The following is a 20,694-nucleotide window of genomic DNA, read 5'->3' as shown; positions in this document are numbered from 1 at the left end:
TTGGATGGCGATGATGGCACGTACCATGACGATCGATTTAGGCGATGAACTGCGCGAGTTTGTTGAATCTCTGGTTGAGTCCGGCGACTACCGTACGCAAAGCGAAGTGGTGCGCGACTCGCTACGCTTGCTGCGTGAGAAGCAGGCGTCGGCCAAACTTGAAAAGTTAAAGCTGTTGATTCAGGAAGGCTTAGATAGCGGAGATCCTGTCGAATTTGATATCGATGTTTTTCTCAAAAAAATGAGAGCCAGGGTAGGCATAGATGAAAAGGACGATAAGGATAATGCCGGAAGCTGAAACCGATCTGTCGGCAATCTGGTTATATGGATATTGCAACTTTGGTCTTAAAAAGGCTGAACTGTATACGCATAAAATTTATCAACGTTTCAACCAATTATCTGAACATGAGTTAGGTCGCAGGCGTATTGATTTAGGAGAGCGCGTTTTTGCACTGCCGCATCGTGAGCATGTGATTTTTTATCGAACCGAGCCGGATAAGGTTTTAGTCCTACGTATTTTGCATCATTCTCAGGACGCAATATCTCACATTACAAATCCACAATGGTTCTAAAACAACAAGGGGACGATTTCTCGTCCCCTTGTTAATCACCATTCGTAGGGTCGCCATTCATGGCGACCATGCCAACTACTGCAGCAGCGAAATATCCGCCACCTGCAGGAACAGCTGACGCAGCTGTGCCAGCAGCGTCAGACGGTTAATACGCACCGCCTGATCGTCAGCGTTCACCATCACTTTATCGAAGAAGTTATCCACCGCTTCACGCAGCTGCGCCAGCTCAACCAGCGCATCCTGATAGCGACCTTCTGCAAAGTACGGCTGCAGCTTATCGCCCAGCGCGGTCACGAAGGTCGCCAGTTGGATCTCTTCGTTCTCTTTCAGCAAGGAAGCCTGCACGCTGTCATTCAGGGTTTCAGTCGATTTCGCCAGGATGTTCGACACACGTTTGTTGGCAGCGGCCAATGTCGCAGCCGCTTCCAGCGTACGGAAGTGCGAAACCGCCTTCATGCGCGCATCGAAATCAGCCGGACGAGTTGGACGACGTGCCAGCACCGCCTGAATGGTGTCAACGCTGTGGCCCTCTTCCTGATACCAGGTACGGAAACGGCCCAGCATAAAGTCGATCACTTCATCGACCACTTTGCCGTTGCTCAACTTGCTGCCGTAGAGGCGCACCGCTTCTTCGGTCAGCGTTTGCAGATCGAGCGGCAGGTTTTTCTCAACGATGATGCGCAGCACGCCCAGCGCGGCACGGCGCAGTGCGAACGGATCTTTGTCGCCTTTCGGATGCTGACCGATGCCGAAGATGCCCGCAAGGGTATCCATCTTGTCAGCAATCGCTACGGCACACGCCACAGGATTTGACGGCAGATCGTCACCGGCAAAGCGCGGTTGATACTGCTCGTTCAGCGCAACCGCCACATCTTCCGCTTCGCCATCGTGGCGCGCGTAGTGCATGCCCATCACGCCCTGGGTGTCGGTGAACTCGAACACCATGTTGGTCATCAGGTCACATTTTGACAGCAAACCCGCGCGGGTCGCGTGATTCACATCAGCACCAATCTGCGCGGCAATCCAGCCAGCCAGCGCCTGAATACGATCGGTTTTATCACGCAGCGTACCCAGCTCTTTCTGGAACAGGACGGTTTCCAGACGCGGCAGATTATCTTCCAGACGCTTTTTGCGGTCGGTGTTGAAGAAGAACTCGGCATCCGCCAGACGCGGGCGCACCACCTTCTCGTTACCGGAGATAATCTGCTGAGGATCTTTGGATTCGATGTTGGTGACGAAGATGAAATTCGGCAGCAGCTTGCCCGCCGCGTCGTACACCGGGAAGTACTTCTGGTCACCTTTCATGGTGTAAACCAGCGCTTCAGCTGGCACCGCGAGGAACTTCTCTTCGAATTTCGCCGTCAGCACTACCGGCCATTCCACCAGCGAGGTCACTTCTTCCAGCAGGCTTTCGCTCAGATCGGCGATGCCGCCAATCTTCTGTGCCGCTGCTTCCGCGTCTGCTTTGATTTTGGCTTTACGCGCCGCGTAATCCGCCACCACTTTTCCGCGTTCCAGCAGCAGCTGCGGATACTGATCGGCGTTGTCGATGGTGAATTCTGGCTCGCCCATAAAGCGATGGCCGCGAATCACGCGACCGGACTGAATGCCCAGAATCTTCGCGGGGATCAGCTCGTCACCCAGCAGCAGCGTAACGGTGTGCACCGGACGCACAAACTGCACGTCGCTCGCGCCCCAGCGCATCAGCTTAGGAATCGGCAGCTTGCTCAGCGCGGTAGCAACCATCGCGGGCAGCAGCGCCTGCGCGCTTTCGCCGGTGATAGCGGCGCGATGCACCAGCCATTCACCTTTATCCGTGCTCAGACGTTCCGCCTGAGCCACAGTGATGCCGTTACCACGCGCCCAACCTTCGGCCGCTTTGGTGGCGTTGCCATCGGCATCAAACGCGGCGGCGATAGCCGGGCCACGTTTTTCAACTTCGCGATCCGGCTGCGCGGCAGCCAGCTGGGCCACTTTCAGCGCCAGACGACGCGGAGCAGCAAACCAGCTCACTTCGCCGTGCGCCAGACCGGCGCTATCGAGTTCAGCGGTGAAGTGCGCAGCAAAGGCTTCTGCCAGGCTGCGCAGCGCTTTCGGAGGCAACTCTTCGGTGCCAATTTCCACCAGGAAAGTTTTATCGGTCATGGCTGCCTCTTACTTGTTTTTATTGCACATCGGGAAGCCAAGCGCCTCACGGGACGCATAATAGGCTTCCGCCACGGCTTTCGTCAGGGTGCGGATACGCAGGATATAGCGCTGGCGTTCGGTAACCGAAATCGCTTTGCGGGCGTCCAGCAGGTTAAAACTGTGCGCCGCTTTCAGAATGCGCTCGTAAGCCGGCAGCGGCAGCGGTTTTTCCAGCGCCAGCAGCTGCTGCGCTTCTTTCTCATACTGCTCAAAGCAGGTGAAAAGGAAGTCAACGTCTGCGTATTCGAAGTTGTAGGTCGACTGCTCTACTTCGTTCTGATGGAACACTTCGCCGTAGGTGGTTTTACCGAACGGACCGTCGCTCCACACCAGATCGTAAACGCTGTCTACGCCCTGAATGTACATCGCCAGGCGCTCTAAGCCGTAAGTGATCTCGCCGGTTACCGGCTTGCACTCCAGGCCGCCAACCTGCTGGAAGTAAGTGAACTGCGTCACTTCCATGCCGTTCAGCCACACTTCCCAACCGAGTCCCCACGCGCCGAGCGTTGGGTTTTCCCAGTTGTCTTCGACAAAGCGAATGTCGTGGATGGTGGGATCCATACCCAGCTCTTTCAGCGACCCAAGGTACAGCTCCTGAAGGTTGTCCGGGTTAGGCTTAATCACTACCTGGAACTGGTAATAGTGCTGTAAACGGTTCGGGTTTTCACCGTAACGTCCATCGGTCGGACGACGAGATGGCTGCACGTAAGCGGTCGCCATCGGCTCTGGGCCTAAGGCACGCAGACAAGTCATCGGGTGTGAGGTGCCGGCGCCCACTTCCATGTCCAACGGTTGGACAATGGTGCAGCCTTGACGCGCCCAGTAATCCTGCAAGGTCAGGATCAGGCCCTGAAAGGTCTTGGTATCAAACTTTTGCATGTTGAATTCGCACGCGATACGGATCGGTTAAAAAAAGAGTGCGCCAGTATACCCTTTGACCGCGGATTGTGCAGCCGGAAATCCGCGATGGATCGCCGATGTACTCTATGAAATATGCACTAATTAAATATTGTCATTATCAGCCAACGTATTGCATCGAAGCTAAATAACGCTCAGCTTGCTCCCCTAATAAAATCCTGCGTGTCGTAAAAAATGCTGGCCAACGGTTTGAAAACCATTGACTGACCAATGAATCCAATGCAGCAGGATTGTTTAAATTTCTGGCAACTTTCACTGCACGCTCACGTGCATAAATATACTGAACTCGCTGCGCTGTTAGCCTAGCGCAATTCAAATTGAACACTTTAATAGTATGTTCAACCAATTCTTCCACAGTGGCATGCATATTATATTTAATTTCAACACCTGCACAATTTTCCAGGTTAGGCATCAATTCACCGTTGGCACGATTCAGAGAAAATAAACAAGGTGAGGCGACCATATCTAAAGGATTCAATACTCGTCCTTCAGGTGGAACATATACGCTCGATTTTAATTTAAGATGGTTTTTATGTGCATCGCAACTCAAATTATCGGGTAAAGGATAATTTCTCTTTTCCTCTTCATCAATACGGCTTCCACCAGGGCACACAGCAAAAACATTGTTCCAATCAAGTGCCCAATTATGCCCATTAGCAGCGATCCTATGTGATTTATCATGATAATGTTCAACTTGTTTATGATGTTCAGGTAGATTTTTTATCTCTGTTTCACAATAAGCACAAAGTCCACCTTGCTCATCAACCATCAACGCACGAACAGCCTTGTAATCATTACCACCATTTGACGAACGAAATCCGTTGTCCCAATCTGCAGTTGGGTTCTGTTGTGCATAAGCTGTTAAGGGATTAGGCGCGAGTGATTTATAAATCCTTTTCAAGCGAAATCTCCCATTTTCTATTTTCTATATAAAGGTCAGCTGCTGTCAAAGCTGGCTCTTCACCGCCAAAATGTTTGTCTAATTGCATTCGAATTTCATTAACATCTGCATCATCCCACTTATCATGATAGATTTTTTTAAGATATTTCATAAGAAGCTGAGAAACTGGATCGGATGCAGGCCTAGGATCAACACTGAAGATACTTTTCAGCAATCGGGATGATTCTGCACCTTGATTTCCATCTGGTGAAGTAAACACTTTTCCGCCATCTAATATTCTCACGCATTCGCTTGGTACTGTAGTTAAAACCTGAGGGCTATGCGTTGTAACAATAAATTGAACTTCAGGGAAAGCCCGTTGTAGTGCTTGGATAACACGTTGCTGCCAACTTGGATGTAAGAACATATCTACTTCATCAATTAATACCACACCCGGTGTTTTAAGTGCCGCCTGCTCCCCTAAGCTAGGATTTAATTTAATACACCTAAAGGCGATGTCGGCAATCATCGAAACGACATTACGTAGACCATCACTCAATAATTCAAGTGGCATATATCCATTTTCATGATGATACATCACTAATTGCTGCCCTTGGCTTGCACGGTATTGCAAATCCTTCCAACCAGTAGCTTCAAATGTCAATTCATTTATCGAATCTTGGACAACTTTAATTGCATAACTAAAGTTATTAAGACTACTTTCATCAACTTCATTACTCTCTAACTTTGATATTTGTAGTTCACGATAACTTCTAAAAACCCAGCCAAACCACTCTTCAAATTGCTTATAATTTGATGTTGCTGTTAAGCAGTTTCTATAACCCCAAAACCTTGAGAAAACATCATTATTTAACGTTTCGATTGAAACCTCTGATGTATATCGACCTTGATACCATAAACGTCCCGTCCCAAGATACAACACTATTGGTAATATATGATTATCATTACCTTTATTATTCCTTACATCTTTTTGAATTTTATCACTAAGGCTGATGAGACTCTTCGTCCCTTTATCACTTTGTGCTTTAGTATTTTTTCTAACGGAAACTCTTGCCGTTTTCCATGTGCGCACATTTTTTTCCATGAACCAATAACCAGATGATTCAATTTCTGCTGGAGTCATAGGCTCCATGTTTTCTTTTTCTTTGTTTAGGCGTACATCGTCAATTTGAATCGTTGCTGACTTTCCCCCCTGACTACCGAGATCAAAGCCTTTCACATATGGCCACAATGCAATTCTCACTGAATCAAGCACTGTAGTTTTTCCTGCGCCATTAGCAGCAACTAATACGGTTAGCTTTGAATGGAATGAAACTTCAAGTTCTTCAAAGCACCTAAAATTTGATAATTTCACATTTTCAATAATCATCACTGCCATTCCTCTTATCCAACTTCGAGCTTTTGTAGCTGCCATCAAACAAACTGCCTAATCGCGAAATCTTAGCATGTGGCGTGTTAACAAACATTCCGTATGTGATTAACGATTTGATGTAAATCGACCTCTGTCTTTGTTGTTGAACACAATGAAACCTTAAGAATAAGAAAATCGTATACGATTCTATTCAGGCGAATCCTAGCGTCATAAAAATTAAAATTATTTGATAAAAATCAACATATTAAATAATATATCACCAAATCCTATTACGTGATGTACATCACCTTTTTGACCCGATGGTTAAAAATTGCGCATTGACACTCGTATAATCGTATACGAAATTGCGGTGAAACAGTTTTGCTTGAGATTTCACCATGAAGATTGCATTGAGTTATCCCGGCATGAACGCCAGCGACCGCCCAATGGGCCCTGCGCCGCTCTCCGCCGCCGTGCTGCACGAACCGATGTTGTTTATTTCCGGCCAAGTGGCGATTGATCCCTACAGCGGCGAGATTATTGGCAACGACATCGCCAGCCAGACGCGTCAGGTGCTGAAAAACGTCGGCGATCTGCTGAGCGAAGCGCAAATGACCTTCGACAACGTGGTTCGCGTCACCATTTATCTCACCGATCTCAGCACCTTCAGCGCGATGAACGCCGCTTACAGTGAATTCTTCCAGTTCCCTTTCCCGGCGCGCGCCACCGTGGGCATTCAACTCAACCATCCTGACCTGCTGGTCGAGATGGAAGTGACGGCGATGCGCTGATGCATATTCATATCGAGAACGACGCCAGCGCGCCGCGCGCACTCCATCTCTCTGCTGAGCAGCTGCAACTGCAGCTTGACGCGTATACGCCGTTGCGCGGCCACTTTACGCTGAGCGAAAACAGCGATGCGGCGCAGACCGGCGACTTCCTCGCCCGCTGCGACATTCTGTGGAGCGGCCGCAAGCTGGCGCTCGATCAGTTCAGCACGCCGCGTCTGGGCTGGGTGCAGGTGATGTCCGCTGGCGTTGAGCAGTGGCTGGCGCACTGGCCGCAAGGCGTGACGCTCACCAATGCTTCTGGCGTGCACGGCGATAAAGGGGCCGAGTTTATTTTGATGGCGGCGCTGATGTTCAACTTCGGCATTCCCGGTTTTCTGCAGGATCAGGCGCAGCGTGTCTGGCGTCCAACCTTTGGCGGCTGCGCACGCGGCAAAACCGTGCTGCTGCTGGGCGTTGGAGGCATTGGCGCCGCAGCGGCAAAACTGCTGACGGCACAAGGCTATCGCGTGATTGGCGTGACGCGCAGCGGCCAGTGTGATGCCAACGTGGCGCGCTGCATCCGCATTGACGCGCTCGACGATGTGCTGCCGCAGGTGGATGTGGTGGTGTCGACGCTGCCGCTGACGCCACAAACCCACAACCTGTTCGATCGCCGCCGCCTCGATCTGCTGCCCGTACGCGCGGGCATCGTGATTGTTGGCCGCGCCGATGTGTTTGATTACAGCGCGATGCGCGAAAAACTCAACGCAGGCGAACTGGCAGGCGCAGTGCTGGATGTCTATCCGCAAGAGCCGTTACCGGCAGACGATCCGCTGTGGCACACGCCCGGCGTGGTAATGACGCCGCACTGCAGCCTCGACGATCACAGCGCCTACCTCGCCGGATGCCTTGAGGTGTTTATCGATAACCTGGCGCGTTTCCGCCACGGGCAACCGCTGCGTAATCAGGTTGATCCGGCTCGCGGTTATTAACCTCCGAAATTTCCGTAGGGTCGCCATTCATGGCGACCATCTAAAAAAAGCACCAAAGACGTTCATAAATCACAAGGTCATCGCTTTCTCATTCACCAGCATCAGGGGAACCTTATTATGAAATTTGCACGCACTGCTTTGTTAATCTCTGGTCTCAGCGGCAGCTTACTGGCGGGCCTCTCCAGCGCCCACGCAGCCAGCACCGATCCCATCACGCCTACCGCCAGCGACTTCGCGGCGATGGCGCAGTGCAAAACACTGCAAACCAAATATCCGTCGCTGAAAGGCAAAGATCTGGTGGTTGGCCTTGGCGGCTACACCAAAGGCTTTGAAGCGCCATCGGAAAAAGATCCCAGCATCATTGAAGGTCTCGATCCTTCCCTGTTCGAGCGCATCAGCAGCTGCCTCGGCGCGAAACACAGCTACCAAAGCGGCTCATTCAACGTGCTGCTCACCTCGATCTCCAGCGGACGCGCCGATATCGGCCCGATGCTGTACGTCACCGAAGAACGCATGAAACAGATCGCCTTTGTCGCCTCGATGCAGGTGCAAGACGGTTCGGTGCTGGCGCAAGGCAACCCGAAGAAAATCAACAGTGTTGATGATCTGTGCGGCAAAACCGTCGCCGCCGCCGCGGGTTCCTACGAAGCCAACAAACTGGTGCCGGAGCAAAGCGCCAAATGCAGCGCCGCCGGTAAGCCAGAAGTGAGCATGCTGATGGTGCAGAACACCGACAACAGCATTCAGGCGGTAAAAAGCGGTCGCGCGGACGTTTACCTGACCGAAGCCGGTTCAGCCATTGCCATCGCCAAAGCGGATAAATCGCTGCAAAGCGGCTTCACCGTGGATCTGCCGATCATGGTTGGCTTCCCGATCGCCAAAGACAACGCCACGCTGCGCGCGGCGGTGCTGGACGCGATGAAGGTGATTCAGGAGAGCGGCGCGCAGAAAAAACTGCTGGATTACTGGGGCCAGGGCAGCGCTGCCGAACGTCCGGTGGTTGCGCGTGGTTAAAGCATAAACTCAGCCGCCTCGGTGACTAAACCGAGGCGTTGAGGAGGATAACGCCTTGGATGATTTTCTTAAGTACCTGACTTTCCCCTACTTGTGGGAAGGCGCTGTTATCGCCGTGCAGCTGTTGGTTGGCGCGCTGGCGGGCGGCATTCTGATTGGTTTTTTCCTGGCGTTAGCCAGCAGCTCAAAGCACTGGTTTATTCGCGTGCCGGTGAAAATCTACATCTATACGCTACGCGGCACGCCGGTGCTGCTGCAGCTGATTCTGCTGTACAACGTGCTGCCGGAATTTGGCCTGCGATTGAGTCCGTTCACCAGCGCCCTTGTCGCCCTGATGATCAATGAAACCGCCTTCTGCGCCGAAATCATTCGCGGCGGCATTATGGCGACCGATCGCGACCAAAGCATGGCAGCGCAGGCGTTCGGTTACTCGCGCAGCAAAGAGATGATTCACGTGGTGATTCCGCAGGCGCTGCGCGCCATTCTGCCGACCATGGGCAATGAAACCGTTGGATTGCTGAAATCCACCTCGCTGGCTTCGGTGGTGGGCGTCAATGAGTTAACGATGCGCGGCCAGGCGATCGTGTCGCAAAACTTCCTGTTTATTCCGGTGCTGGTCGCCTCGGGCGGCATCTACCTGATTCTTTCCACGCTGCTGGCGGGCGGTCAGTGGTGGCTGGAGAAGTTTTACAACCTTGATGAACGTGCACGTCGGGCACGCGCGCGCCTGGCGAAACTGCCGCCGGAAGCGGAAGTGATGCCGATGCAGCTACCGAAACGGCGCTGGGATACGCAAACTGCCGCGCCGGTACTGGAAGTGGATCAGCTGTGCGTTGAATACGCTGGTAAAGCGGTGCTGAAATCGCTGTCGTTAACCGTACGTCGCGGCGAAGTGGTGGTGTTGCTCGGTCGCTCCGGTTCGGGCAAAAGTACGCTGCTGAAATCGATTCTGGCGCTGACGCCGCGCAGCAGCGGCACCATTCAAACCGAAGGCCACTTTATGGGCAGCGACGAAAACGGTCGCGCACTGGCGCAGCGTCATCTGCCGCTGAACCGCGCCAAATCAGGCATTGGCATCGTGTTCCAGCACTTCGCGCTGTTTGATCACCTCACCGCGCTGGAAAACGTAATGAGTATTCTGCTGCGCGTGCAGGGCGCACAGCCGGAAATCGCGCGCGGCAAAGCGATGCGCGCGTTGAAAATGGTAGGACTCGGAGATTTCGCCGCCTCGCTGCCGCATGAACTTTCTGGCGGACAGAAGCAGCGCGTCGGCATTGCGCGCGCGCTGGCGGCAGAACCGCAAATCCTGCTGTTTGATGAGCCGACTTCCGCGCTCGATCCCGAACTGGTGCGCGAAGTGAACCAAACCATGCGCAGCCTGGCGCAAACCGGCATAACCATGATCATCAGCACCCACGACATCGCATTTGCGGCGGGCGTTGCCGATCGCGTGGTGTTCCTGCAGAACGGCGCGCTGATTGAAGAAGGCCCGCCGACGATTCTGCAAAATCCGCAAACGCCAGCCTTCGCCACCTTCCTTGAACATGAAAATGCTGCGGAGGCGCAACATGCCAATGCGCTTTGAACTCACTGCACGCGAACGCCTCGGCGATGCGTTGTTCCGCTATATGCAGGGCCAACCGGCCGATGCGCTAGATAACGAACCCGATGCCAATCAGCAGGCGCTGCGCCGCTTTCGTCTGCTGCCGCGCGTGCTGCAGGGCAATGAAAGCATCGACACGCAGATTTCTCTGCACCAGCAAAACTGGTCCGCGCCGATTGGCGTCGGCGCATTTGCCGGTGACCGTATTTTCCATGAAGAAGGTGTGTTGCCGATTGCGCGCGCCTGCAAACGTCTGCAGCTGCCGCTGGTGATCTCCGAAGAGACCGTCACGCCGCTAGAGCAGATTGGTGCGGAGTACGATCGCTGCTGGCTGCAACTGCGTGCGGCGGGCGATGTCGGCCGCATTAAAGGGTTAATCGATCAGGCTGCGCAGGCCGGATTTAAAAATATCGTGCTAACGGTGCTGGCACCGGTGCATCCGGTGGCCGGATTACAGCCCGGCGGCTTCTCGATTGGTGATGCGTTGAAACAGCGCGGCTGGCACACCATCGGCGGCACGCAGCCCGGCGTTGCGGCGTTGCCCGCTTTTCCAGTGTGGCGCTGGCAGGAAATTGACGAGGTAGCGGCGCACTGCGCTAATCATCACATCCCGCTGTGGCTAAAAGGCGTTCTGCATCATGACGATGCCGCGCAGGCCGCGCAGCACGGCGTCAGCGGATTGATCGCCTCGAATATTGGCCTGCGCCAGAGCGCGCGCTGGGCCACGCCAGTCGATCAGCTGCCTGATTTGCAGGCGGTAACGCGTCTGCCGCTGCTGCTGGATGGCGGCGTGCGCTGCGGCAGCGATGCAGTGGTGGCGCGCTGTCTTGGCGCGTCGCTGTCGCTCAGCGTGCGACCGATCATCAGTGCGTTAGTCGCCGGTGGCGAAAGCGCGGTGTTCGATCTGCTTTCCGGCTGGATCAATGAAATCACAGCGATCAGCCATTGGTGCGGCGTCAGCGATATGGCGAGCCTTAACGGCAGTTTCATCACCGTAATGCCGCAGTAGTTGATTCGTAGGGTCGCCATTCATGGCGACCGAATAATGCATTAAAACTCTATTTAAAGAGGTACGTGGCAATGCAGACATTGATTTTCAATCAAGGCGATGCCAGCGAATCACGCATCTATTACTGCGCGCACTATCTGGCGCAAAGCCTTGGCCTGTTTGCCGCGCAGCAGCTGCAGGTGATCTTCACCACCAGCGAATCGGGCGGACACACGGTGCAAGGCGGGCAAGTGCCGGCGGTATTACGCCGCGACGCCGATCTCACGCTGGGCGGCCCGATGGTGGTGATGAAGCATTTTCAGCAGCATGGCGCGGAGCTGCAGTGTTTCTGCGCCTCGGTGGCGGCCAATCCGTGGTTTCTTGCGGCGGCACAGGCGCAGCCGGATTTTCAGCTCAGCGATTTGCGCGGTAAACGCGTGCTGGATGTCGGCAATGTCGGTACCGCGACGCTGACGTTCCGCTGGCTGCTGGCGCGTCACGGTTTGCAGAATGATGTCGAGCTGATCGCCGGTAGCGGCGACCAGGCGCATGATTTCACCGCCGTCGCCCATGGCGCAGCCGATTATGCGCTGCACGCCATGCATATGCTGGCACCCGCCATCGCCGCCGGACAACTCCACAGCATCAGCAGCCTCGCCAGTTTATGCGGTCACGTACCCTGGAGCGCCTACATCGCCCGCGCCGATGTGCTGCAGGAGAAAGCCGCTGCCTTCGCCGCCTTCTCCCACGCCATTGCGCAGGCGCTGGCGTGGATGGCGAGCCATGACGCCACTGAGTTAGCGCAGCAGGTGCAGGCTTTTTACCCCGATTATCCGCGCGATGCGCTGGTGCGCGGCCTCGCCGCCTACCAACAGGCCGGCGTGTTTGCGCCAGATTGCGTGATTTCGCGCACTGAGTTTGCGCATTTCAGCCAGCTGTTAACTGCTATCGGCTGGCTCGACTCTTCACAGCCGGTGCCGTATGCGGCGCTGGTGACGCAGGCAGGAGCAGAGTGATGAAACGGCTGATTATTAATGGTTTGGTGGTGACAGAAACCCGCGCTGAACTGGCCGATCTGCTGATCGAAAACGGCAAGATCAGCGGCGTATTATCGCCTGGCGCCATCACGCACGGCGTTGATGAAGTGATTGATGCGCAAGGCTTGATCATCGTGCCTGGCGCGATTGATGTGCATACCCATTTCACCGGCTCGCACGATTTCCCCGAGCAGGAACTGCGCGAAGGCACGCGCGGCGCGGCGGCGCACGGCGTCACCACCATCGTCGAGATGCCACATTCGCTGCCACCGGCGACATCGCTGGCTAACTTCAGCGCTAAGAAAAGCTGGCTGGCAGACAACTGCTCAGTGGATTACGCCATGTGGGCTGGATTAGACGGGTGCAACGTACATGAACTGGCGGCGCTGGATCAGGCCGGTGCGCTGGCCTTCAAAGCCTTCCTGTGCAGCGGTGCACCCAACGGTGAAGCCACCGACGAGAAAGGTTTGCCGCGTCTCGACGATGACGGCCTGCTGCGCGCCATGCGCGAGCTGGCCACTTTCGACGGGCTGATTGGTGTACACGCCGAAAACCACGAGATTTTAATCGGAGCTGGCAGCGAACAGCGCCGTGCCGGACGCAAAGATGCACGCGCGCACGCGCTGGCGGGCCCGGAAATCGCCGAGATCGAAGCGGTGGGACGCGTGTTAGCGATTGCCGAAGAGACCGGCGCGCGCTGCCATATCGTGCACGTCAGCTCTGCGCGCGCGGCGGAAACCATCGTCGCCGCCAAAACCCGCGTACGTGCCAGCTTCGAAACCTGTCCGCACTATTTACTGCTCGACGAAGACGATCTGGTGCGTATCGGGCCCAATGCGCGCTGTGGCCCGCCAATCCGCCCACGTCCAGTAGTGGATGCGCTGTGGCAGGTGCTGCTGCGCGGCGATATCGACATGATCGCCTCCGACCATTGTCCGTACACGCCCGCACAAAAGCAGGCGGGTGAAGCCAGCATCTGGGATGCAGGCATGGGATTAACCGGTGTGGAAACCCTCAGCCCGATGTTCTTCAGTGCGGCCCACATAGAACGTGGCGTGGCGCTCAGCGAGTTTGCGCGCATGACCGCCAGCGGCCCGGCCAAAGCCTTCCAGCTGTGGGGCAAAAAAGGGGCGATTGCGCCTGGCTTCGACGCCGATTTGGTGTTCTATGACGCCAGCCAGAGCTGGACAGTGAGCGGCGCGAATTTTCAGGGACTCGGCAAGTGGAGCGCATTTGAAGGGATGCGCTGTCAGGGTAAAGTGGTGCGCACATTGATTCGTGGTGTCACCGTATTCCAGGATGACCAGATGCAGGTTGAACCCGGCTTCGGTCAGTTCGTGACCCGACAGGTTTAAACAGGACAAATAACATGGCAGGAAAATCCTCTACCGCTAATCGTAGAAACAGCGCCCCGCTGGCGCAGGACGCGGCCACCGATAACAGCTGGAATACCGCGCGTCCGCGCACGCTGGTCGATCACGCCGTGGATGCCATTCTCAGCGCCGCCTCCCGCGGCCTGATCCTGCCCGGCGACCGCATCGCGGAACCGGAGTTGGTGGCCAAGCTCGGCATGAGCCGCGTACCGATTCGTGAGGCGCTGCGCATTCTGGAGAGCCAGGGCATCGTCACCAGCGAACCGTATAAAGGCATTCGCCTGATGGAGATTTCGCATCAGCGGCTGGAGCAGATTATCGATGTGCGCATCCCGCTGGAGACGCTGGCCTGTCGCCGCGCGATTGAGGCCGGACGCAACAGCGCCGAGCAGCTTAATCAGCTGTATCAAGGCGTGGCGCAGATGCAGGCGATGATGCAAAACGATGACGTTTACGGTTTTGCCTCCGCCGATACCGATTTTCACCGCACGCTGTGCAGCTTCGCGCACAACCCGGTGCTGAGTAATTTGTGGGAGTCGATTGCCCGTCAGCTGACGGTGATTTTCGGCCTCTCCACTATGGGCAAATCGATGAGCGACATCATCGAGGAGCACCAACGGCTGATTAATGTCTTTGCCGATGGCGACATCGCCAAAATGACCGACGAGGTTGAGAATCACATCCGCATTCAGGCGCTGGACGTGGATTACGAAACCCTGATTACCCAACGCCGCCAGCACCGTTCCGCTCTCGGCTAATTTCGCATTGCCTTTACACCAGGGAAAACACCATGAAAATCATTAACGTTGAGGCGTTTTACCTGCGCCTGCCAGTGATTGAGCAGCGCACCGACAGCTCTCAGGATGCGCTGCTGATCAAAATTACCACCGATGCCGGCATCACCGGCTGGGGCGAAGTGGATGGCAGCCCGTATGTTACCAAAGCCATCATCGAAGCGCCCTATTCGCATACCATGGTCACCGGCCTGAAATCGCTGTTGATCGGCGAAAACCCGCTGGAAACCGGCCGTTTATGGAAGAAGATGCACAAAGCCACCATCTACTACGGTCGCAGCGGCGCGGTTTTGCAGGCGATGGCCGGCATCGATATCGCGTTATGGGATATCAAAGGCAAAGCGCTCGGCAAGCCGATTGTTGAACTGCTGGGCGGCGCGATGCGCGACAAGATGCGCGTTTACTCCTCCAACATGTTCCAGTTCAGCGTCGAAGAGACGGTCGCGCGCGCGCAACATGCGATTGATACCGGCCATAGCGGTGTGAAGTTTGGCTGGGAACCGTTTGGCAACGACGAAGCGCTGGATCTGCGCTATCTCGAAGCACTGCGTAAAGCGATGGGGGATAACGTAGATCTGATGCTGGATGTCGGCCACGTGTGGGATGCCAAAACCACCATCCGCCGCAGCCAGCGCTATGAACATCTCAATCTGTTCTGGATTGAAGAGCCGCTGCATCCGGATAACTACGCCGGTTACGGCCAGGTTTCCGCCGCGTGCCAGCAGCATATCGCTGCCGGTGAGCAAGAGTGCTCCGTAACGGGTTTCCAGCGCCTGATTGATGAAGGCGGCATCGACATCGTGCAGATCGACCTGACGCGCACCGGCTTCACCCAGGCAATGGAGATCGCCAGCTACGCGCACAGCCGCGGACGCAAAGTGTGCAACCACAACTTCACCACCGACATTAATACCGCTGCTTCGCTGCATTTCCTCTGCGCGATTGAGAATGCGCTGGTGATGGAGTATTGCGTCGAGCCGGGCGAGATCAGCCGCTCGCTGGCGAAGAATCCGGTGCGCATCGCCGACGGTTACGCGTGGCTGCCAGGCGAGCCGGGCCTCGGAGTTGAGCCCGACGAAGCGGTGATTGAGAAGTTTTTGGTGCGCGGTTAGCAAGGTCGCCATAAATGGCGACCCTACGACGAATCGGAATTATTTTTGTAGGGTCGTCATTTATGGCGACCTGGTAACAGAGTGATCTGAATTACAGCGCAAAAGGTTGTTGCCGCGCGGCTCACTGGCTACCCTTCTTCGCAGCTAATGCAAGAGGACGCCATGCAGCAAAAAATTTACTGGATCGACAACTTACGTGCGGTCGCCTGCCTGATGGTGATCGTCATTCACACCACAACCTGGTACATCACCGGACCGATGGCGGTGACAGGCATGAGCTGGGATGTGGCAAACCTGCTCAACTCGGCGTCACGCGTCTGTGTGCCGCTGTTCTTTATGATCTCAGGCTATCTGTTTTTCGGCGAACGCAGCGCGCAAGGGCGGCATCTGCTGCGCATCGTGCTGTGCCTGATGTTCTACAGCGCTGTAGCTCTGGTCTATATCACCTGGCTAACGCCGATCAATGAAGGGCGATCGCTGCTCAAGCTGCTGCAAAAACCGGTGTTCTATCACCTGTGGTTCTTCTTCGCCATTATCGGCATCTATCTGTTATCCCCGCTGATTCAGGTGAAAAGCGTGGCACCGCGCTATGTCGCCATGCTGGTGATCGTGCTGGCGGTGCTGGCGAATCCGAATACCGTGAGCCAATCGCTGGGGCCGTTCCACTGGCTGCCGGTGAATCTGTATGTCAGCGGCGACAGCATCTATTACCTGCTGTATGCGCTGCTCGGACGCGCGATTGGCTGCATGGAGACCGACAAGCGCAGCATCAGCTGGCTGGCGGGATTGGGCTTTGTTGCCTGCGTGATTGGCATTGCGCTCGGCACCAAACAGATGCTGAAAATCAACGGCGCGTTCAACGATACCTGGTATCTCTACTGCGGGCCGCTGGTGTTTATTGCCGCTATCAGCTTGTTGATTCTGTTCAAAAATACGCTGAATCAGCGCGCGCTGCCGGGACTTGCCACCATCTCGCGCTATTCACTGCCGATCTACGGCTTTCACGCGCTGTTTATCCACTTTCTGCGCACCAATCACTACGACGATATGTCGCGTCCGTGGCTCGATTTGCCGTGGGTGATGGGCGTGACGCTGATCGGCAGCCTGCTGCTGGCGATGGGCTTACAGCGCGTGGATAAGCGTCATCTGGTGAGCTGATCGTCCCAGCGCTGGTGCGCGCGGCGCAGCTGGCGGGCCGAGGAGAATCCGGCGGCCAGCGCCGCTTTCTCCGCCGCTTCGCCCTGCTGCTGACGTTGCCGCGCAATCACTAAGCGCAGCTGTTCGTGGTACTCGCGCACGCTGATGCCAAGATGCTGGCGAAACAGGCGCGTAAGATGACGTTCGCTGACGTGCGCCCGCTCGGCCAATGCGGTAAGCGACCAATCGTGTTCGGGATGGGCAATCATCACATCCTGCGCGCGATGAATCGCCGGATGCATATGATTGCGATAGCGCAGCCACGGCGACAGCTGCGGATCGTCGCCAGAACGGCGGAACCACACCACCATTTCGCGCGCCACTTTCAGTGCCTGCGGCGCACCGCATAATCTATTGATTAAGTGCAGCGCCAGATCGATACCCGCAGTAATTCCCGCGCTGGTCCAGATGCCACCATCTTCGACGAAAACCCGGTTATCTTTCACTAACGCCGCCGGTGCTGCCGCCTTCAGGCGCGGCAACACATCGTGATGCGTGGTGCACTGAATGCCATCCAGCAATCCCGCCTGCGCCGAGAGCAATGCGCCGGAACAGATGCAAACCAGCGTGATGCGCTGATCGGTAATCGCCGCTTGCTGCTGACGTAGCCAGTCACGCGCTATGGCTGCCGGTTCGGTATCGAAACAGACGCGCGAATTGTATACGCCAGGCACCACCAGCAGACTGTTTTCCGGTAGTTGCGCGGGCAACGGCGCGATGTCTGCGATGGTCATGCCGGTGGAGCACAGCACGCTCGGCTGCGGGCCGATGTAATGCAACGTAAAGTGGCCGTCGGCCAGCTGCAGGGTTTCAGCAGGGCCAGTGAGATCCAGCGCCATCACGCCGGGAAGCACGAGGAAGAAGACGGATTGCGGCATGGTGGGCTCCATCAGTTGGGTGCGGTATTCGGCCAGGTCGGCATAAATGCCAACCCTACATGTAGGGTCGCCATTCATGGCGACCAAATCAAGCCACTCGATTCAACAGAATCACCCAATAATACCTGATAAAAACCCCAACACCCTGCCAAATCCAGCCATCACTCTCCCACATCAAGACATCAACGGCTGCAGCTGCTGATACAAGCGCGCAAACACTTCGCGCTGCGGCTGATACGCCTGATGGCGCGCCGCATCCGGCTGATGCCGCTGCGCCAGTTCAAGCGACGGCCATTCGCTCGCCGGATCAATCGCCAGCTGCGCCAGTCGCGCTGCACCCAGCGCCGGACCTACTTCGCCGCCATGACAATAATCCAGCGTTTGCCCGCTGATATCCGCCAGCATCTGACGCCAGTACGCACTGCGCGCGCCGCCGCCAATCAGCATCACGGTTTTCGGCTGCACGCCGCACTCATGCACCGCATCCATGCCTTCGGCCAGCGCGAAGCCCACGCCTTCCAGCACCGCGCGCGCCAGTTCTGGTCGGCCATGCTGATGCGTTAAACCAAAGAACGCGCCCTGCGCCTGCGGATTGTTATGCGGCGTGCGTTCACCAGAGAGATAAGGCAGGAACCACACTGGCGGCACATCGCTGCGCGCTTTTTCCGCCTCACTCAGCAGTTGCGGCACATCCTCACAACCGGTCAGCGCCGCCGCCCAATCAAGACAGGAAGCCGCGCTCAAAATCACCGACATCAAATGCCAGCGCTGCGGTAGTGCGTGGCAGAAGCTGTGCACCGCGCGCTGTGGATTACTGAGATAACCGTCGCTTACCAGGAAATAGACGCCCGACGTGCCGAGCGACAGCATGCCTTGTCCCGGCTCGACCATGCCAACACCCACCGCGCCCGCCGCGTTATCGCCGCCGCCCGCCACCAGCGGCACTTTTTGCATGCCCCAGCGCGCGGCGACATCTGGCAATAAAGTGCCGGTGATCTGATTACCTTCAAACAGTTGCGGCATCTGGCTGCGCTGCAACTCGCAGGCGCTAAGCATCTCATCGCTCCAGTCGCGCTGCGCCACATCCAGCCACATCGTTCCCGCTGCGTCCGACATATCGCTGGCGAAGTCACCGCTCATGCGGAAGCGCAGATAATCTTTTGGTAGCAGCACTTTAGCTACCTGAGCAAACACCTGCGCCTCATGCTGTTTCACCCACAGCAGCTTTGGTGCGGTGAAGCCGGGCATCATCAGATTGCCGGTGATGCGGCGCGAATCCAGCACGCGCTTTTCCAGTTCCTGACACTGCTCGCCACTGCGCCCGTCATTCCATAAAATCGCCGGACGCAGCACCCGATTCTCGCTATCCAGCAAGGTGGCACCGTGCATCTGCCCGCTCAGGCCAATCGCCTTCACGCCGCTGAGATCGTGCTGCTGCGCCAGCGCCTGCATGGCACAATCCGTCGCCTGCCACCAGCTTTCGGCATCTTGCTCGCTCCATAACGGCTGCGGCCGCGACACCTCCAGCGGCGCACTCTCCACTGCAATCACTTTGCCGTGCGCATCCAGCAACGCCACTTTCACGCCGGAGGTGCCTAAATCGATGCCGATAACCATGCTGCGCTCCTGAAAAGTTAAAAATCAAACAAGTAGTGATTCACCAGATTCTCCAGCTGTTCCTGGCGTCCACTACGATGCTGTGGATTGAATTGCTGTTGCTGCGCCTGTTCCGCCAGTGCGGCGAGGGAAAATTCACCCTTCAGAATCTGCTGTCCGAACTCACCGTTCCAGCCGCTGTAGCGTTGTGCCACACGCTTATCCAGCTCGCCGTCCGCCACCATGCGGGCCGCGACTTTTAACGCCAGCGCCATGGTATCCATTGCGCCGATATGGCCGTAGAACAGGTCATATTTGTCGGTGCTCTGGCGGCGGACTTTGGCATCAAAGTTTAAGCCGCCGGTGGTGAATCCGCCCGCTTTGATAATTTCGTACAGCACCAGCGCATTCTCTTCCACGCTGACCGGGAACTGGTCGGTATCCCAGCCACACTGCATGTCGCCACGGTTAGCATCCACCGAGCCAAAAATGCCCAGCGCGATAGCCGTTGCGATCTCATGATGGAATGAGTGGCCCGCCAGCGTTGCGTGGTTAGCCTCCACATTCACTTTGATCTCTTTCTCTAGCCCGAACTGCTTCAGGAAGCCATAAACCGTCGCCACATCATAGTCATACTGATGTTTTGTCGGCTCCTGCGGCTTGGGTTCAATCAGCAACATGCCATGGAAGCCGATCTTGTGTTTGTGCTCCACCACCATCTGCATAAACCGGCCAATCTGCTCGCGCTCCTGGCGCAGGTCGGTGTTGAGTAAGGTTTCATACCCTTCGCGCCCGCCCCACAGCACATAGTTCTCACCGCCCAGAGTTTGCGTGGCCTGCATGGCGCTGCACACCTGGCTGGCGGCCCAGGCAAAAATTTCCGGATCTGGATTGGTTGCCGCACCCGCACCGTAACGCGGATGGGTAAAGCAGTTGGCGGTTCCCCACAGCAGTTTCACGCCGGTTTCCTGCTGTTTTTCCAGCAACTTATCCGTCATCACGGCAAAGTTTTCGCGATAGCTTTTCAGCGAATCGCCTTCCGGCGAGACATCCACATCGTGGAAGCAGTAATAAGGCACATTCAGTTTATGGAAGAACTCAAAGGCAACATCGGCCTTTTGTTTCGCCAGCTCCAGCGCATCTCCCGGCTTCTGCCACGGACGATCAAACGCCCCAACGCCAAACATATCCGCGCCGTTCCAGCAGAAGGTATGCCAGTAACAGGCCGCAAAGCGCAGATGCTCCGCCATGGTTTTACCGAGAATCACCTCGTCCGGGTTGTAATGACGAAACGCCAGAGGATTGCGGGTATTACTCCCTTCATAACGAACGCGATCAAGCTGGTCGAAATAGGCGTGCATAGTTAGCTCCTTAGCATGAAGACCCGAATGGTCAGCTTTGAGCCGTTATT

At 55.9% G+C, this 20,694-nt stretch carries 19 protein-coding genes; 12 read left to right on the top strand and 7 right to left on the bottom strand.

Going from position 1 to position 20,694, the window contains the following annotated elements:
- Window positions 1-13 precede the first annotated feature (13 nt).
- Together FHW71_RS20215 and FHW71_RS20210 are read left to right on the top strand one after the other, a co-directional pair.
- The gene (locus FHW71_RS20215; protein WP_179452875.1) at window positions 14-298 is read left to right on the top strand and encodes a type II toxin-antitoxin system ParD family antitoxin; all 285 of its coding nucleotides are present in this window, start codon (window positions 14-16) and stop codon (window positions 296-298) included.
- Entirely contained in the window at window positions 285-572 is a 288-nt protein-coding gene (locus tag FHW71_RS20210) for a type II toxin-antitoxin system RelE/ParE family toxin (RefSeq protein ID WP_286176375.1), read from the top strand. The genes FHW71_RS20215 and FHW71_RS20210 overlap by 14 nt, the downstream gene beginning before the upstream one ends.
- Window positions 573-647: 75 nt before the next feature.
- On the opposite strand, the gene glyS is transcribed toward FHW71_RS20210, so the two are convergent.
- From glyS to FHW71_RS20190, 4 genes are all read right to left on the bottom strand, one after another.
- Window positions 648-2,717 carry a glycine--tRNA ligase subunit beta gene (gene glyS, locus FHW71_RS20205; protein ID WP_154156914.1) on the bottom strand — a complete coding sequence of 690 codons (2,070 nt, stop codon included), beginning with the start codon at window positions 2,715-2,717 and terminating at the stop codon, window positions 648-650.
- Window positions 2,718-2,726: 9 nt separating this feature from the next.
- Window positions 2,727-3,638: a glycine--tRNA ligase subunit alpha gene (gene glyQ / locus FHW71_RS20200; RefSeq protein ID WP_008105242.1), complete on the bottom strand. Its 912-nt coding sequence runs from the start codon at window positions 3,636-3,638 to the stop codon at window positions 2,727-2,729.
- Window positions 3,639-3,777: 139 nt separating this feature from the next.
- Complete coding sequence (locus FHW71_RS20195) at window positions 3,778-4,578, bottom strand: TIGR02646 family protein (protein ID WP_179452877.1); 801 nt, start codon at window positions 4,576-4,578, stop codon at window positions 3,778-3,780.
- Window positions 4,562-5,947 carry an AAA family ATPase gene (locus tag FHW71_RS20190; protein WP_179452922.1) on the bottom strand — a complete coding sequence of 462 codons (1,386 nt, stop codon included), beginning with the start codon at window positions 5,945-5,947 and terminating at the stop codon, window positions 4,562-4,564. Before FHW71_RS20190 ends, FHW71_RS20195 begins: the two co-directional genes overlap by 17 nt.
- A 380-nt stretch (window positions 5,948-6,327) precedes the next feature.
- On the opposite strand from FHW71_RS20190, the gene FHW71_RS20185 reads away from it, so the two are divergent.
- The 10 genes from FHW71_RS20185 to FHW71_RS20140 all read left to right on the top strand — a co-directional run bounded on the left by FHW71_RS20185 (window position 6,328) and on the right by FHW71_RS20140 (window position 16,770).
- Window positions 6,328-6,720 (top strand): RidA family protein, encoded by a 393-nt coding sequence (locus FHW71_RS20185; protein WP_179452878.1) that lies wholly within the window; start codon window positions 6,328-6,330, stop codon window positions 6,718-6,720.
- Window positions 6,720-7,691: a D-2-hydroxyacid dehydrogenase gene (locus FHW71_RS20180; protein ID WP_179452879.1), complete on the top strand. Its 972-nt coding sequence runs from the start codon at window positions 6,720-6,722 to the stop codon at window positions 7,689-7,691. Before FHW71_RS20185 ends, FHW71_RS20180 begins: the two co-directional genes overlap by 1 nt.
- A 117-nt stretch (window positions 7,692-7,808) precedes the next feature.
- Window positions 7,809-8,705: a transporter substrate-binding domain-containing protein gene (locus FHW71_RS20175; RefSeq protein WP_179452880.1), complete on the top strand. Its 897-nt coding sequence runs from the start codon at window positions 7,809-7,811 to the stop codon at window positions 8,703-8,705.
- A gap of 55 nt (window positions 8,706-8,760) precedes the next feature.
- A complete protein-coding gene (locus FHW71_RS20170; protein WP_179452881.1) occupies window positions 8,761-10,290 on the top strand; it encodes an amino acid ABC transporter permease/ATP-binding protein in 1,530 nt (509 codons plus the stop codon).
- On the top strand, window positions 10,274-11,317 hold the full coding sequence (locus tag FHW71_RS20165) for an alpha-hydroxy acid oxidase (protein WP_179452882.1): 1,044 nt from the start codon (window positions 10,274-10,276) through the stop codon (window positions 11,315-11,317). Before FHW71_RS20170 ends, FHW71_RS20165 begins: the two co-directional genes overlap by 17 nt.
- A 71-nt stretch (window positions 11,318-11,388) precedes the next feature.
- The gene (locus FHW71_RS20160) at window positions 11,389-12,312 is read left to right on the top strand and encodes an ABC transporter substrate-binding protein (protein ID WP_179452883.1); all 924 of its coding nucleotides are present in this window, start codon (window positions 11,389-11,391) and stop codon (window positions 12,310-12,312) included.
- The gene (locus FHW71_RS20155; protein WP_179452884.1) at window positions 12,312-13,688 is read left to right on the top strand and encodes an amidohydrolase family protein; all 1,377 of its coding nucleotides are present in this window, start codon (window positions 12,312-12,314) and stop codon (window positions 13,686-13,688) included. Before FHW71_RS20160 ends, FHW71_RS20155 begins: the two co-directional genes overlap by 1 nt.
- 14 nt (window positions 13,689-13,702) lie before the next feature.
- On the top strand, window positions 13,703-14,464 hold the full coding sequence (locus FHW71_RS20150; RefSeq protein WP_179452885.1) for a GntR family transcriptional regulator: 762 nt from the start codon (window positions 13,703-13,705) through the stop codon (window positions 14,462-14,464).
- A gap of 32 nt (window positions 14,465-14,496) precedes the next feature.
- Window positions 14,497-15,612, top strand: coding sequence for a mandelate racemase/muconate lactonizing enzyme family protein (locus FHW71_RS20145; RefSeq protein ID WP_154194638.1), 1,116 nt, complete (start codon window positions 14,497-14,499; stop codon window positions 15,610-15,612).
- A 162-nt stretch (window positions 15,613-15,774) separates the two neighbouring features.
- Window positions 15,775-16,770 carry an acyltransferase gene (locus FHW71_RS20140; RefSeq protein WP_179452886.1) on the top strand — a complete coding sequence of 332 codons (996 nt, stop codon included), beginning with the start codon at window positions 15,775-15,777 and terminating at the stop codon, window positions 16,768-16,770.
- Here the strand turns inward: FHW71_RS20140 and FHW71_RS20135 are convergent.
- The 3 genes from FHW71_RS20135 to xylA all read right to left on the bottom strand — a co-directional run bounded on the left by FHW71_RS20135 (window position 16,755) and on the right by xylA (window position 20,644).
- A complete protein-coding gene (locus FHW71_RS20135; RefSeq protein WP_154156925.1) occupies window positions 16,755-17,687 on the bottom strand; it encodes a helix-turn-helix domain-containing protein in 933 nt (310 codons plus the stop codon). The two genes, FHW71_RS20140 and FHW71_RS20135, sit on opposite strands and share 16 nt — an antisense overlap.
- Before the next feature lie 174 nt (window positions 17,688-17,861).
- Window positions 17,862-19,304 carry a xylulokinase gene (gene xylB / locus FHW71_RS20130; RefSeq protein ID WP_179452887.1) on the bottom strand — a complete coding sequence of 481 codons (1,443 nt, stop codon included), beginning with the start codon at window positions 19,302-19,304 and terminating at the stop codon, window positions 17,862-17,864.
- Window positions 19,305-19,321: 17 nt separating this feature from the next.
- Window positions 19,322-20,644, bottom strand: a complete 1,323-nt coding sequence (gene xylA, locus FHW71_RS20125) for a xylose isomerase (RefSeq protein ID WP_061719300.1) — start codon at window positions 20,642-20,644, stop codon at window positions 19,322-19,324.
- Window positions 20,645-20,694: the final 50 nt, after the last annotated feature.

The sequence above is a fragment of the Enterobacter sp. Sphag1F genome, assembly GCF_014193275.1.
Classification (GTDB): domain Bacteria; phylum Pseudomonadota; class Gammaproteobacteria; order Enterobacterales; family Enterobacteriaceae; genus Pantoea; species Pantoea symbiotica.
Note: the sequence above shows the minus strand (reverse complement) of the source record. Positions and strands in the feature narration are given on the sequence as shown.